This is a genomic window from Gluconobacter roseus (genome assembly GCF_046058915.1).
In the GTDB taxonomy this organism is placed as follows: domain Bacteria; phylum Pseudomonadota; class Alphaproteobacteria; order Acetobacterales; family Acetobacteraceae; genus Gluconobacter; species Gluconobacter roseus_A.
The window spans coordinates 708300-721812 of sequence record NZ_CP175538.1; the positions used below are offsets into that span (position 1 = coordinate 708300).

General features: G+C 63.7%; 13 protein-coding genes. 7 read left to right on the plus strand and 6 right to left on the minus strand.

The annotated features are described in order from the left end of the window. Window positions 1-24: 24 nt before the first annotated feature. The 4 genes from ACJ2A4_RS03320 (at window position 25) to ACJ2A4_RS03335 (ending at window position 4330) form a co-directional block, all read left to right on the plus strand. Window positions 25-1890 carry a glycosyltransferase N-terminal domain-containing protein gene (locus tag ACJ2A4_RS03320; RefSeq protein ID WP_408873613.1) on the plus strand — a complete coding sequence of 622 codons (1866 nt, stop codon included), beginning with the start codon at window positions 25-27 and terminating at the stop codon, window positions 1888-1890. Further along, window positions 1887-2870, plus strand: a complete 984-nt coding sequence (gene lpxK, locus ACJ2A4_RS03325; protein ID WP_408873614.1) for a tetraacyldisaccharide 4'-kinase — start codon at window positions 1887-1889, stop codon at window positions 2868-2870. The genes ACJ2A4_RS03320 and lpxK overlap by 4 nt, the downstream gene beginning before the upstream one ends. Continuing rightward, on the plus strand, window positions 2867-3775 hold the full coding sequence (locus tag ACJ2A4_RS03330; protein WP_408873615.1) for a lysophospholipid acyltransferase family protein: 909 nt from the start codon (window positions 2867-2869) through the stop codon (window positions 3773-3775). Before lpxK ends, ACJ2A4_RS03330 begins: the two co-directional genes overlap by 4 nt. A 171-nt stretch (window positions 3776-3946) precedes the next feature. Continuing rightward, on the plus strand, window positions 3947-4330 hold the full coding sequence (locus ACJ2A4_RS03335; protein ID WP_408873616.1) for a hypothetical protein: 384 nt from the start codon (window positions 3947-3949) through the stop codon (window positions 4328-4330). 83 nt (window positions 4331-4413) lie between these two features. On the opposite strand, the gene ACJ2A4_RS03340 is transcribed toward ACJ2A4_RS03335, so the two are convergent. Then, window positions 4414-5742 carry a penicillin-binding protein activator gene (locus ACJ2A4_RS03340; protein WP_408874083.1) on the minus strand — a complete coding sequence of 443 codons (1329 nt, stop codon included), beginning with the start codon at window positions 5740-5742 and terminating at the stop codon, window positions 4414-4416. Between the two features lie 149 nt (window positions 5743-5891). On the opposite strand from ACJ2A4_RS03340, the gene rsmI reads away from it, so the two are divergent. Then, window positions 5892-6725 (plus strand): 16S rRNA (cytidine(1402)-2'-O)-methyltransferase, encoded by an 834-nt coding sequence (rsmI, locus tag ACJ2A4_RS03345; protein WP_408874084.1) that lies wholly within the window; start codon window positions 5892-5894, stop codon window positions 6723-6725. A 4-nt stretch (window positions 6726-6729) separates the two neighbouring features. On the opposite strand, the gene ACJ2A4_RS03350 is transcribed toward rsmI, so the two are convergent. The 4 genes from ACJ2A4_RS03350 to ACJ2A4_RS03365 all read right to left on the minus strand — a co-directional run bounded on the left by ACJ2A4_RS03350 (window position 6730) and on the right by ACJ2A4_RS03365 (window position 10534). Further along, window positions 6730-7356: a LolA family protein gene (locus ACJ2A4_RS03350; protein ID WP_408873617.1), complete on the minus strand. Its 627-nt coding sequence runs from the start codon at window positions 7354-7356 to the stop codon at window positions 6730-6732. 3 nt (window positions 7357-7359) lie between these two features. Further along, entirely contained in the window at window positions 7360-8316 is a 957-nt protein-coding gene (gene mbfA / locus ACJ2A4_RS03355; protein ID WP_408873618.1) for an iron exporter MbfA, read from the minus strand. 27 nt (window positions 8317-8343) lie between these two features. Beyond that, window positions 8344-9720, minus strand: coding sequence for a glutamate--cysteine ligase (locus ACJ2A4_RS03360; protein WP_408873619.1), 1377 nt, complete (start codon window positions 9718-9720; stop codon window positions 8344-8346). A gap of 73 nt (window positions 9721-9793) precedes the next feature. Beyond that, window positions 9794-10534, minus strand: a complete 741-nt coding sequence (locus ACJ2A4_RS03365; protein ID WP_408874085.1) for a 16S rRNA (uracil(1498)-N(3))-methyltransferase — start codon at window positions 10532-10534, stop codon at window positions 9794-9796. A 35-nt stretch (window positions 10535-10569) separates the two neighbouring features. Between ACJ2A4_RS03365 and ubiA the strand changes: the two genes are divergently transcribed. Continuing rightward, window positions 10570-11487, plus strand: coding sequence for a 4-hydroxybenzoate octaprenyltransferase (gene ubiA, locus ACJ2A4_RS03370; RefSeq protein WP_408873620.1), 918 nt, complete (start codon window positions 10570-10572; stop codon window positions 11485-11487). After that, entirely contained in the window at window positions 11484-12152 is a 669-nt protein-coding gene (locus ACJ2A4_RS03375; protein ID WP_408873621.1) for a class I SAM-dependent methyltransferase, read from the plus strand. The genes ubiA and ACJ2A4_RS03375 overlap by 4 nt, the downstream gene beginning before the upstream one ends. Here ACJ2A4_RS03375 and ACJ2A4_RS03380 read toward each other — a convergent pair. Next, entirely contained in the window at window positions 12121-13509 is a 1389-nt protein-coding gene (locus tag ACJ2A4_RS03380) for an MFS transporter (RefSeq protein WP_408873622.1), read from the minus strand. The two genes, ACJ2A4_RS03375 and ACJ2A4_RS03380, sit on opposite strands and share 32 nt — an antisense overlap. Window positions 13510-13513 lie beyond the last annotated feature (4 nt).

Consider the following 13513-nt stretch of genomic DNA (forward strand, 5'->3'; position numbering starts at 1 on the left):
ACGCCGCGTGCTACCCGACACGCCATGACACTGCTTCCGCGCCTCCTGCGCCTGTGGCTGGGGGCCTGCCTGCGCTCCACGCGCTGGCAGGTCAGCGGCTCTCCCCGCGCCCTTGAGACCCTGACGACCGCGGATCAGGGCACGGTTGTCGCGTTCTGGCACCGCTCCCTGACACTGAGCCCGGCCCTGTGGTTCTGGGCCCGGACACTGGAGCCCCGCCTGTCACTTCGGGTGCTGATCTCCCGCAATCCGGACGGCATGCTGATCGCCGATGTCGTGCGTCCATGGGGCATCATCGGCATTCACGGGTCATCCGGAAAAAAAGGCAAGAACAAGGGCGGCGCGGCAGTGCTTCGCACGGCTCTGAAAGAACTCGAAACAGGCTCGCTGGTCGCGATCACCCCCGATGGTCCCCGCGGCCCGGCGGAAGAAGTGCAGCCCGGAGCCGTCGCGCTGTCGCGGCTTGCACGCTGCGCGGTTGTTCCTGTCGGACTGGCCAGCACGGGCCTGCCTCTGCCATCATGGGATGGACTGATCTTCCCGCTCCCTTTCGGACGCGGTGCCCTGATCATGGGCGAACCCCTGTTCCAGCCTGACGCGACAGCTCTCCAGAGCGCATTGAATGATGTCTCCCGACGGGCCGAAAGCGTTGTCCGGCACCGGCAGTCCAATCTCGCCGATCGCGCATGGCGTATCGCCGGCACCGTACTGGCACCGGCTCTTACGGTCATGCTGCGCATCCGCCTGCATCGTGGGCGCGAACTCCCCGGCCGTCTGCGCGAACGGATGGGGCTGGGCAGTGGCCGCCGTCCGACCGGGCAACTGCTCTGGATCCATGCCGCAAGTGTCGGCGAAACCCTCTGCGCCCTGCCGCTGGCCGATGCCCTTCTGGACGCCAGACCGGACATGCGCCTTCTGTTCACGACCGCCACCGTCACCGGCAGCGAGATCGTGGCCCGGCATCCCCTGTATGGACAGCGGATCATTCACCGCTTCATTCCCCATGACGTTCCCCGTTGGCTCCGGCGCTTCCTGAATCTGTGGCAGCCGGAAGGCGCCATTTTCGTCGAAAGCGAACTCTGGCCCGGCATCATCGCCGCGTGCTCGCGCCGGGATATTCCGGTCATGCTCGTGAACGGCCGTCTGTCAGACCGCTCGGCCCGGCGCTGGGGCCACCTGCGTGGCCCGGCGCAACGCATGATGAAGCGCCTGACCTGGGTTGCGGCACGCGGACCGGAAGATGCGGCCCGGTTCCGTGCGCTCGGTGCCTCTCCGGTCTATGAGGACGGCGACCTGAAACAGGATGCACCGCCCCTTCCCTGTGATGAAGCCGAATATGCGCGCCTGAAGGCCCTGATCGGCACCCGCCCGGTCTTCGTGGCCGCTTCCACCCATCCGGGTGAAGAAGAGCTGGTGCTTCAGGCCGCCGGGAATGCCCGCAGGCTCCGGCCCGATCTGCTGACCATCATCGTCCCGCGCCACCCGGCCCGGGGCGCGGAACTGGCAGCCCGTTTCAGCCTCCCCAGACGCTCCATAGGTCAGGACCCGACCCCACACACCCCTGTCTGGCTGGCGGATACACTCGGCGAGCTTGGCCTGTTCTACCGGCTGGCCGATCGCTGCTTCCTTGGCAATTCCCTTGCCGGAAAAGGTGGCGGCCACAATCCGTTCGAACCATTGCGTCTGAGTCTTCCGACGGTGACAGGCCCCCGGATGGAGAACTGGCGGGAGGCAATGGATGCTGTTTCTGATACACTCCAGATCGTGAACGATGTGGAATGTCTGACACGATGGCTCGAATCCCCCCTCCCGCCCGTCAGGACAGAAGGATTGCAGCGCTCCGTAGTGAGCGTTCTGCGGGATCGCATCTTGGACACGGTTGAACGATGAAACGTCGCCCGCCCCGTTTCTGGCTTCGTCCCGCCCCCGGTCTCGCAGCCCGCCTTCTGCGTCCCTTTTCGCTTATCGCCACGACACTCACCCGCCGCCGTCTCAGACAGCCAACCTTTCATGCCTCCGTCCCGGTCCTCTGCTGCGGCAACATCACTACTGGCGGAACGGGCAAAACTCCCCTCACTCTCGATCTTGTCCAGCGTCTTAAGGATCGCGGCTATCATCCCCACATCCTGAGCCGCGGTCATGGCGGGCGTGAACGTGGCCCCATCGCGGTCAATCCCGGACACAGCACGCCCCGCGATGTCGGCGACGAACCGCTTCTCCTTGCCCAGGCTGCTCCCACATGGATCGGTGCGGACCGCGCCGAAACCGCACGTCTGGCCATCGCCCAGGGCGCCGACTGCCTGATCATGGATGACGGCTTCCAGAACCCGACGCTTCACAAGGATGTCTCTGTTCTTGTGGTGGATGGACCTTCCGGCTTCGGGAATGGCTGCGTTCTGCCCGCCGGCCCCCTGCGCGAACCGCTCGCCGATGCCCTTCCGCGCGCGCAGGCCGCCGTCATCATCGGGGAGGACAGACACAATCTGCTGCCAAGCTTCCCGCCCAGTCTTCTGACCGCACAGGCAAGGCTGGTTCCCGGGCCGGAAATCCGGAAACTTCAGGGTCGGCGCATTGTCGCCTTCGCCGGGATCGGACGGCCGGAAAAGTTTTTTGACATGCTGCGGGACGCCGGCGTCGCTCCCATCCGGGCCCTGCCTTTCCCGGACCACCATTTCTATACGCCCCGTGACATCCAGCGCCTCGAGACCCTCAGCCGGGAATCGGGCACCACGCTGGTCACAACCGCAAAGGATGCCGTGAAACTGCCATTCCCCTTCCGGACACAGGTCAAAATCATTGGCGTGGAACTGCTCTGGGCCGATCCGCAATCCCCCGAACGCCTGCTCGACCTGCTGTTCGCCGCCTCGTGACATCTTTTCTGTACCGCGCTGAAACCCTGCTCGTCCGGAGCCTGCTTGCCGCAATCCGCGCTCTGCCCCCCGCAGCATCCTCCAATGTCGGAGGCTTCGTCGCCCGCACGATCGGCCCGCTGCTGCCCGTCTCCAGAGTGGCCGACCAGAACCTGCAACTGGCCCTTCCCGAATATGATGCCGCCGCCCGCAGGCAGATCGTCCGCGACTGCTGGGAAAATCTGGGCCGCACCGTTGGAGAGTTTCCCCATATCGGCCATCTGGAACAGGACACACCTTCCGGCGCAGGCTGGAGCGTTGAGGGTGCCGAACACCTTGAGGCTGCAAAAGCTACGGGCCGACCGGTCATCTTCTTTTCAGGCCATATCGGCAACTGGGAGCTCATGCCGCCGGTCGTCGCCCGCTACGGTATGCCATTCGCCTCCTTCTATCGTGCGGCCAGCAACCCCGGCGTTGACAGACTAATCCATCAACTGCGTCAGGATGCCATGGGACAGGACGTCCCGATGTTTCCCAAAGGCGCAAAAGGCGCACGCTCGGCCCTGAAATACCTGTCCAAGGGCGGCCATCTGGGCGTGCTGGGCGATCAGAAAATGAATGACGGGATCGAGGCCCGGCTGTTCGGTCGCCCTGCCATGACGGCCTCCGCCGCAGCCGTGTTCGCCCTGAGACATGACGCCGTGATCGTGACCGGACACGTCCGTCGCGATGGCCCGGCCAAACTCGTGCTGGTCGTGGACCCGCCTTTCCTGCCCAAGAAGAGTGACGACCGCGCGAAAGACACCCACGCCCTGACGCAGCGGTTCAATGACCGCCTCGAATCATGGATCCGCGAAATCCCGGGCTCATGGCTCTGGCTGCACCGGCGCTGGGACAAATCACTGTACCGGAATATGACAACATAATGTTGAGCTATGCGTTTAGAGCATGGCAGATTTGTCACAGTGGGGACGGTTTGTGTCGCGAAACCCGCTTCAGACGTTATTAAAGATTGTGAATCGCCCCTTTCGGACCCTAGCCTGAACTCATCACCACGACCCGGGTGTCTTGCCCGGCTTTTTGATGAGGACTTCCTGATGGCGCAGGTGACTCACCTTCACGACCTCCCTCATGGCCGCAGCGCAGGCAATATCGTGCCTCTGCGCCAGGGCCTTCTGCCCCGTCACCGCGAGTATCTTCTGCGCTGGCTGGAAGCCGGACAGCGGATGGGCGTGTTCGACGCGGAAATTGCTCCGGCTGCCCATGACGTTGTCAATGTGGATGGTACTGCGCCTGTCGATCACGTTCTGGTCTGGGTGCGCGAAAACCCCGATCCGGCTTACATGCTGCGCCCGCAAGGAATGCGCTGGGTGCTGATCGACCAGATCCGCGAGCACGAGCTTGGAAGCTATGCCAGCTTCGAACTCGCCCTGCACGTCATCCGCCCGGTCCTACCCCTCGCCGAGACCTGCGCCGCCTGAATCTGCGCCCGGATTTCCTCGATCTGACATAAAAAAGCGCGCCGTTCAAAGAACGGACGCGCTTTTTTCTTGAGAAGTAACGATCAGCTCGGCCGGATCGCCACATCCCGGGAAGCCGGCACCACAACACGTGCGCCGCCGCCACGCTGGATCTGATAGATCGCCAAAGCCCGCGTCACATGTCCGTCCGGACGCAGGCGGAACAGACCATCCACACCCATATAGCCGTCCGGCCGCGTCAGCGCTTCGGTCGTCACGCCACCCTGACGGATCAGACTGCCGGCCAGAGCCGCAGCATCATAGGCGAAATCCGTAACAGGAGACGGCGCCTGTTTGTACAGCGCCCGGTACTGCGCGACATATCCCATGCGGTCATGCGCATCAGACGCCGCATACCAGGCCCCATGCAGGGCGCCGAGCTTGCCATCAAACGCCTTCCACAGCGCCGGTCCCATGATCTGGACCTGTGACGAATCAATGTGATCGGCCTGAAGCGCCGTGATGATCCGTCCGAGTTCCAGCCCCGTATCGGCCAGCACCAGAGCGTCGAATGGTGGCGGAGGAACCGGCGCGGGCGGTGCTGCGGGCGTCGGTGTCGCAGCAGGCGTTCCCGGCGTGGTCGCGGGCGGGATGGTTCCCGGCGCTCCCGCCGTGGCTGTATCAGGTGCCGCTTCTCCCGTCGGATCAATCGCGGACGGCCCGGCGGGCACATCTGCAGCCGGTGCCGCAGGAGGCTGACGTGTCTCGATGGCGGAAAGCGACTTCATCCCGTCATCAATGTTCTGCGCATCCATCGTATGGAACACGATCTGCGGCTCCGTCAGACCCGCATCCCGGCAGGCCCGCACCAGCCCGTCACCCATCGCATGCCCAAAAGCATTGTCCGGGAGGAACGCCGCAAAAGTCTTGCGTCCCGTCGCCCGCGCCGCATCCACCATCCGGCGCACCTGCTGCTCCGGCGTCAGACCCATGACCCAGACGCCCGGACGGGCCTGCGTGGAGTCGCTGGTGAAAGCCAGTTCAGGCTTACCTGCATTAATGGCCAGCGGTGCCGCCATCCAGGTCTCGGTGGCCGTCAGGGGCCCCAGCAGAATCGCATCCCCACGCGCCAGAGCATCACGCGTCGCCTGCGCCGCACCGCCCGGACCATTCGTGTCATGCACGTCGAGCGCAGGGGAGCCCTTGGTGGAGAGCGCCAGTTTCGCCGCATCCCGCATCCGTGCGCCATAGGCAGCATTGCGTCCCGTCAGGGGCAGGATCAGTCCGACATCATGTGCGCCCGGCCCTTCGGAAACGCCCGGAATGCCGCCCACTCCCGGTACAGAAGACGACCCGCCACCCGAGCAGGCAGCGAGGGTCAGGAAGGTTCCTGCGGCAAGGCCGGTGCTTACACCCTTGCGCAGACGGCTCAACGGGCGACAATGCCCCCCTGAGTTTGTCACCGAGGATGCAGATGTCCGAAAAGTCATGTTCCGCTGAAACTCCCTTGAGCGATGCGGCTGAAACGTTACCGGCCGCCCCCCTGCCAGCGCAGGGCCAGGCCGAAGGTGGATGTCTGATATTGGTTGCAACGCCGATCGGCAATCTGGCCGATATCAGCGAACGCGCGATCGAGGCGCTGAACACCGTGGACGCGATCCTCTGCGAGGACACGCGCGTCACGGCAAAGCTCCTGCTTTCGCGCAATATTGCCACACCGACCCGAACGCTGCACGACCATAACGAGCAGGACCGTACTCCGTTCCTGATCGAAAAGCTGCAGGACGGCGCGCGCTATGCCGTCGTCTCCGACGCGGGCACGCCACTGGTCTCCGATCCCGGATACCGGCTGGTCCGCGCCGCCATCGCGGCCGGCATCCATGTCACGGCCATTCCCGGCCCGAATGCCGTCGTCACAGCCCTGACACTATCAGGCCTGCCGCCCCTGCCCTTCATGTTTTTGGGCTTTCCTGCACCCCGAAGCGAAGCCCGCAAAACCGGTTTCGCCACCCTGCGCGCCGCCGAACAGACCGGGCTGCATTCCACCCTGATCTGGTACGAGGCCCCGCATCGCCTGATCGAAACACTGGAAGACCTGATCGACGTTTTTGGTCCGGACCGGGAAGCCGCAGTCGGCCGTGAACTCACCAAGCGTTTCGAGGAAATGGTGCGCGGCACGCTGACAGAGGTTCTGGAACATTTCCGCACCACAGCACCGCGGGGCGAAATCACGCTTCTGATCGGTCCCTCTGCCGAAGATGACAGTGGCGCCGCCGATCTGGACACGCATCTGCGCGAGGCCCTGACGACCCATTCGGTCAAGGATGCCGCCGCTCTCGTGGCGGGAATCGTCAAGCTGCCCAAACGCACGGTCTATGCGCGCGCGCTGGAGCTTTCACGCGAACTGAAAAACTGAAGCCTCAGTCTGCCTTGGGGAGTACGAACAGGGACTGAGGCACGGTCCCACCCAGTCGCACATCGGACAGGGCAATCGTGGTCGTACGGCCCTGTGCATCCACGACCGTCCAGCCCAGAAGCCCGAGCGGCGCATCGGACAGGACGAGCGTCAGGGTGCCTTCCCCCGCACTCTGCGTCCGCACAACCTGCACCCGGATCTGTCCGTTGCTGTGCTCGAAGCCCGTCACCGTCACATCGCCCGACAGCTTGAGTTCCGGACGCAGCAGAAGCCCCAGCGGCGTGCGGTCCAGCGGAATGGTCGTGACCTGATCGACGCTGCGATCCTGAAACACCACGCGCCCGTCATTGGCGACCAGCAGCAGCGGACTCGGCTTGTCGTAATCGAAACGCATCCGGCCCGGCCGGTCGAGCGTCGCTGTTCCGACCGTCGTGCTGCCATCCGCCGCCGTCTGTCTGAAGCGCGCCTGAAGGGTCGTGACCTGCCCCAGCGCGTCCTCGATCCGTGAAATCCAGCCCTGATCCGCAGGACGAAGCTGGGCAGGAGTTGCCTGCGCAAACGCCATGGACAGCAGTGCAACGGGCAGCAGCGCCACCAGAGCGGCAGCGCGGAAAAAAGAACGGTTCATCATGTCTCAGGAACTGCCAATCAGCACACCGGTTGCAAAAACGAGAGCCCCGCCGAGGAAGACCTGCACCAGAGCCGAGCCGAATGGCGTGTCCTGATACCGCCAGCGGATCCAGGAAATCAGCAGAAGCTCGATCGCCACGGCGATAATCGCGACACCAAAGGCAAGACGGAAATCCGGCACGAGGAACGGTAGCGTATGCCCGATGCCGCCCCCGAAGGTCATGGCGCCGCAGATCAGACCGCGCAGTAGCGGCGCGCCACGTCCGGACAGCTTGCCATCATCCGCCAGCGCTTCGGCCAGCCCCATGGAAATCCCGGCTCCCAGCGACGCCGCAAGCCCGACCAGAAAAGCCGCATGCGGGCTATGCGTTGCAAAGGCCGCGGCAAAGACAGGCGCCAGCGTCGAGACCGAGCCATCCATGAGCCCGACCAGCCCAGGCTGCACGACCCGCAGGACGAAATCCCGACGGCTGTGCTCATCCTCCCGGTCACGGGTGTTATCATTCAGATGCGCGTCTTCAAGCCGCCGCGCTTCACGCTGGTGTCGGTCTTCCTCGGTCGCCAGATCACCCAGCAGCTTGCGGATTTCCGCATCATTGGTCTGTCCGGCGGCCTGACGATAGAACCGCGCGGCCTGCCGCTCCATATCGGCCGCCTGCGCCCGGATCGCCTCGATCCCGCGATTCTGTATCTGCCAGGCGGATTTGCGGGATGGAAAACCCTGCACATCCTGCCGGCGGACCAGCGGAATATGATTACCGAACCGCCGGACGAACAGATCGATCAGCGCGCGGCGATGGTGGTTTTCCTCTTCCGCCATGTCCTGGAAGATGGCGGCGCTGTCGGGATAATCCTCCGCCAGCATCTGGCCGAAATCCGCGTAAATATGACCATCCTCCTCCTCGCTGGCGATGGCCAGCGCAAGGATTTCGCGTTCGGTCAGATCGGAAAGTTTTGTCACGTAGGCAGCAGATCCCGTCTCGTAAAATCAGATGGCGGCTTCGGTAAAGAGCGGCTTCACACTCTGGCCCCAGGCGCCGTTATACAGATCCAGCCAGTACTGAGCCTGATTCGGACCGCCATCCGCGATCAGATGCAGCGGATCGAGATACCCGGCCTCATTGCGCACACGCGCCCGCAGCCCCTGCTCGGCCAGTTCGACCACACGCTTGGCAAACGGCTTCAGACCGCCCGGGAACGCGGCATCCAGCCCCAAACGCGGCACCTCGGCGCGAAGCTGCTGATACACGCTCCAGGGCTGCTCACGCACCAGCTTCTCGGCCGCTTCCAGCGTGGCAGGATCGTAAAGCAGGCCGACCCACAGAGCCGACTGTGCCACCATCATTTCCAGCTTGCCCGCATCCGCGCCACGCATTTCAAGAAACTGCTTGAGACGCACGTCCGGGAACACCGTCGTCAGATGATCTTCAAAATCTCCGACCGTCGGCGTCAGGCCCTTCAGGGGTTCCTGAACATCGCCAGCCAGCCAGCGCCGGAACGAACAGCCCGCAGCGTCAATGTTCTTCCCGTCCCGCGAGACAAAATACATCGGCACATCCAGCGCCCAGTCCACATACTGCTCGAAACCGAACCCGTCCTCGAAGAACACCGAAGGCTGCCCCGAACGCTGGTTGTCCGTATCGGTCCAGATCCGGGCCCGGTTGGACAGCAGGCCATTGGCCTTGCCCTCGACGAAAGGCGAGTTCGCAAACAGCGCTGTTGCCACAGGCTGAAGTGCCAGCGACACGCGCATCTTGCGCGCCATGTCGGCTTCATCGCTGAAATCGAGATTGACCTGAACCGTGCAGGTCCGCGTCATCATGTCGAGGCCGAGCGAACCGACCTTCGGCATGTAGTTGCGCATGATCGCATAGCGGCTCTTGGGCATCCACGGCATTGCATCGCGCGGCCAGAGCGGCTGGAAGCCGAACGGCAGGAAGCCAAGCCCGAGTTCCGCAGCCGGACCACGCACCTGATCGAAATGCGCCTGCATTTCCGCTTCCGTATCCTGAAGCGAGACAACCGGTGCGCCCGAAAGCTCGAACTGCCCGGCCGGTTCAAGCGAGATCGCCCGTCCGGCCTGTGCGTTCTGGCCCTTCAGACCGATCAGGTTCTCACCATCCATGATCGGCGCCCAGTCCGGACCCTGAAGCTTCTCCAGCAATGCGCCAATTCCGCGCGGCTCGTAAGGCGGGGGCGACAAGGGTTCGCGGCCGTCATCAGCATGGGGGAGGACGAAACCGAATTTCTCGTGTTCGGTGCCGATCTTCCATTCCGATTTTGGTTTGCAACCACGCGCGATAGCCTCGACGAGCTGCGCCCGGCTTTCGATCGACGCAGTATTGGACGTGCCGGGATTGGACATGGCGTTTGGCCTCGGTCTGAATTCGTTGTTCGACAATGATTGAACTGTAGCAGGTCCGTCGGTCCTGTCACCCTCACCGGCCGCCGGCAAGCGCCAGACGGGACAGTCCGGCACAGACCGCCGTCTCCGCCCGAAGCACCAGCGGCCCGAGGCTGAGCGGATGAACGGCCTTATGGGAACGCAGGGTCCGGACCTCCGTTTCCGAAAATCCCCCCTCCGGTCCGATCAGCAGCGCAGCCGCCTCCGGCCGCGCCTCTTCTCCCGGTCGTCGTTCCAGTGCCGCATAAAGCGGCCGGTCTTCGGGCCAGACCGCCAGCACTACTTTCAGAGACTCCGGCGGCAGGATCTCCGGAACATCCAGCCGCTCGCACTGCTCGGCCGCTTCGGTCGCAATGACCGACAGTCGCTCCAGATTGAGCCGGTGCGTATTGGTCCGCTCCGTCACGACCGGCCGAAAGCGCGTTACGCCGAGTTCGGTCCCCATGCGGATGACGAGCTCCGTCGCATCCCGCTTGAGCGGCGCAAACAGAAGTTCCACACCCTGTGTCGGTGCTGGAGTCCGTTCGCAACGCTGGAGCAGCACGCTTCCGCGGTCTTTTTTCAGGGCCGCGATTTCCGCCGCCCACTCTCCGTCGCGTTCATTGAACACCCGGACGGCGCTTCCCACACCCTGCCGCATGACGTTGCCCAGATAATGCGCCTGCCCTGGTAGAAGCGGGATGGTCTGGCCTTCCGCGAAGGCTGTTTCAGACGCAGGGACGTAAAGACGGGGGTCGGATCGGCTCATCCTTTTCCGATAGCGCGCCTCGCCCATTGACGGAAGCATGTCCGCACAGCATCACATCTCCCATGAGCCACACCCGCGCCCATACCGATATCCAGCTGACCGGCCGCATTGCGCGCCTGCCCGAGCCATGGCGCTCCTATGCCCTGCTCGCCCGTCTCGACCGTCCGGTCGGAACATGGCTCCTGTTCCTGCCCGGCGTGTGGGGACTGTTCCTCGCACCCCATGCGTCGCTTCAGACCCGCCTGATCGACACGGCCCTGTTCGCCTTCGGCTCGCTCGTCATGCGTTCGGCCGGCTGCGTGGTGAATGACATCTGGGACCGCGACATCGACGCCAAAGTCGCCCGCACCGCAGGCCGCCCCCTCGCCAGCGGCGCACTTTCCCTGAAACAGGGCCTGCTCCTGCTTGCCGTCCTTTTGCTGATCGGGCTGGGCGTTCTCGTCTGCCTGCCGCCCGTCTGCTGGGCGCTCGCCCCGCTCGCGCTTCTGCTCGTCGCCCTGTATCCAGCAGCCAAGCGCGTCACCTGGTGGCCGCAGTTGGTCATGGGCTTCACCTTCGGATTCGGCGCCCCCATGGGCTACGCCGCGGCCGCCGGCACACTGGATGGCAACGGCCTGCTGCTCTATGGCGCCGTCATTCTTTGGCAGCTCGGATTTGATACGATCTACGGCTTTCAGGACATGGACGACGACGCCCGCATCGGCGTCCGCTCCACCTCCCGCCTGATGGAAAAGAGCGCCCGCCCGTTCATCGCCACCTGCTACAGCCTCATGCTGCTGGCACTGGCCCTCGTCGCGATCCACGCACATCTGCACTGGACCTTCTGGCCGTTCCTCGCCGTCGCGACAGCTATGCTGCTCCAGCAGGTCCGCGTGCTGAACCCGTATGATGCCCCAGCCTGTCTCAGGGAATTCCGCCGCAACGTGCCTATCGGATTTGTGCTGGCCGCAGGATTCGTCGCCGCAAGATTTTTCGGATGAGCACGGCTCTGCACGATCCATCCGGCTTCATCCGCGCCAATACCACCGTCGCCCAGGCCACGCTTGTGCCTGAAATTTCCCTGCATCTGGCGACCGAAATCACACCCATCTGGCAGGCCAGCGAAGCCTATCTCGAACAGATTGGCATCGAACCGCCCTTCTGGGCCTTTGCATGGCCAGGCAGCCAGCTCATTGCGCGCTTCATTCTCGATAATCCCGAATACGTTCGCGGTCGCCGCGTGCTGGATGTCGCTTGTGGATGCGGTCTCGCCGCTATTGCCACTGCCCAGTCCGGAGCCTCCGATGTGCAGGCCAACGACATCGATCCCATGGCGCTGGAAGCCACGGTTCTGAATGCGCGTCTCAACAGCGTGACTATCGCCCCCGTTCCCGGAGACCTGATCGGAACACTCCCCGATTGTGACCTGCTGGTGATCGGAGACGTCTGTTACAACGAGGCCATGGCGGCGCGGATCGTGCCATGGCTGCTGGAATGTTCGAAAACCTGCGAAGTCTGGCTCTGCGATCCGGGCCGGCACTACGCACCATCAATGCCGCTCGAAGTGCTGACCCAACAGATTGTTCCCGTCACGCAGGAGTTGGAAAGCGCGGACCAGCGCGCCACCACCCTTTTCAGGCTGCGAGATATTTCCGCCCCAGACTGAGCGCAGAACCCGTCAGCGCCGCAACCATCGCAGCACCCAGACAAATGAAAGCCGGATGGGGAAAGACCGTGAAAAGTCCCGCCACAAGCAGGGCTCCGGTCGTCTGGCCCGCCAGACGCGCAACGGAAAGCATGCCACTTGCCCCGCCCTCACGCCCCGGAGGGGCCGTGACCATTATCGCGCGGTTATTGGGCGGCTGGAACAGCCCGAACCCGCATCCGGCAAACAGCGTCCGCCAGGCAATGGCCCAGTTGCTGGCATCCGTCGGCAGGAACCACAGCAGACAGAATCCGCTCGCCGTGATCGCCAGTCCAATGGAGGACAGAACCGAGGCCGGGAAACGGTCTGCCAGACGACTGACCACAAATGACATCGTCGCCACACCTACAGCCCAGGGCGCGATCAGAAGCCCGATCGTTCCCGCACAACGATGGAATGCGGATGCCAGTGTGAACGGCATGGCCACGATGTAGAGATTGGAGGCCACGAAGCCCAGAAATCCGACCAGACAGGCCAGAAGAAACGGTCGGCGCGCCAGCAGATCAACCGGCACGATCGGCTCCAGCCGCTCGCGCTGGTAATGCAGGAGCATCGCCCAGCACAGCACACCCGCAACCGTCACTGCACCACCAGAGAGGAAATCGGCGTGCATCAACCCGTCGAGCCCTACGCCGGTCAGAGCAAATGACGCGACCGTCAAAAGAGAGCCGACCATATCGGTCGGAATATCGCTCCGAGGTGTCTGCGGCAGTGCAGCATGGGCCAGCGCCAGAGCCGCCAGAGCCAGCGGCAGATTGATCCAGAAAATCCAAGGCCAACTCGCCACGGACAGGATGAGCGAGCCCAGAGATGGGCCAAGCGCCACACCGAGCCCAACGAACAGCCCGTTCAGGGCAATCCCTCGCCCCAACTCCTTATGCGGATAGATGAAACGGACAAGCGCGATGTTCACGCTCATGATGCAGGCACCGCCCATACCTTGCAGGGCGCGGGCCAGCGTCAATTCCAGCAGGTTCTGTGACAGCGCACAGGCCACGGATGCGATCAGGAACAGAAAAATTCCAAGCTGGCTCAGTCGCGCAAACCCGACACGTGACCCGAGTGACGCCAGCGGCAGAAGGCAGGACAGATTGGCGAGCTGATAGGCATTGACGACCCAGATGGCACGCGAAGACGATGCATGCAGATCCTGCGCAATCAGCGGCAGGGCCACATTGGCAATCGCATAATCCAGCACCGACAGAAGCAGGGCCAGCAATACGGCCGACATCGCCTTGAGACGCTGGGCCCCGTACAGCCCGGCGTGGCGTTTCGGATCGTATTCTTCTTGTGGACCGTCTTCCGTCGTAGCCGTCATCGTC

Bases quoted from the DNA above. Each gene is read 5' to 3' on its own strand.
- ACJ2A4_RS03320 (WP_408873613.1), top strand. From the start codon at position 25: ATGACACTGCTTCCGCGCCTCCTGCGCCTGTGGCTGGGGGCCTGCCTG.
- lpxK (WP_408873614.1), top strand. From the start codon at position 1,887: ATGAAACGTCGCCCGCCCCGTTTCTGGCTTCGTCCCGCCCCCGGTCTC.
- ACJ2A4_RS03335 (WP_408873616.1), top strand. From the start codon at position 3,947: ATGGCGCAGGTGACTCACCTTCACGACCTCCCTCATGGCCGCAGCGCA.
- ACJ2A4_RS03350 (WP_408873617.1), bottom strand. From the start codon at position 7,356: ATGATGAACCGTTCTTTTTTCCGCGCTGCCGCTCTGGTGGCGCTGCTG.
- ACJ2A4_RS03360 (WP_408873619.1), bottom strand. From the start codon at position 9,720: ATGTCCAATCCCGGCACGTCCAATACTGCGTCGATCGAAAGCCGGGCG.
- ACJ2A4_RS03365 (WP_408874085.1), bottom strand. From the start codon at position 10,534: ATGGGCGAGGCGCGCTATCGGAAAAGGATGAGCCGATCCGACCCCCGT.
- ubiA (WP_408873620.1), top strand. From the start codon at position 10,570: ATGAGCCACACCCGCGCCCATACCGATATCCAGCTGACCGGCCGCATT.
- ACJ2A4_RS03375 (WP_408873621.1), top strand. From the start codon at position 11,484: ATGAGCACGGCTCTGCACGATCCATCCGGCTTCATCCGCGCCAATACC.
- ACJ2A4_RS03380 (WP_408873622.1), bottom strand. From the start codon at position 13,509: ATGACGGCTACGACGGAAGACGGTCCACAAGAAGAATACGATCCGAAA.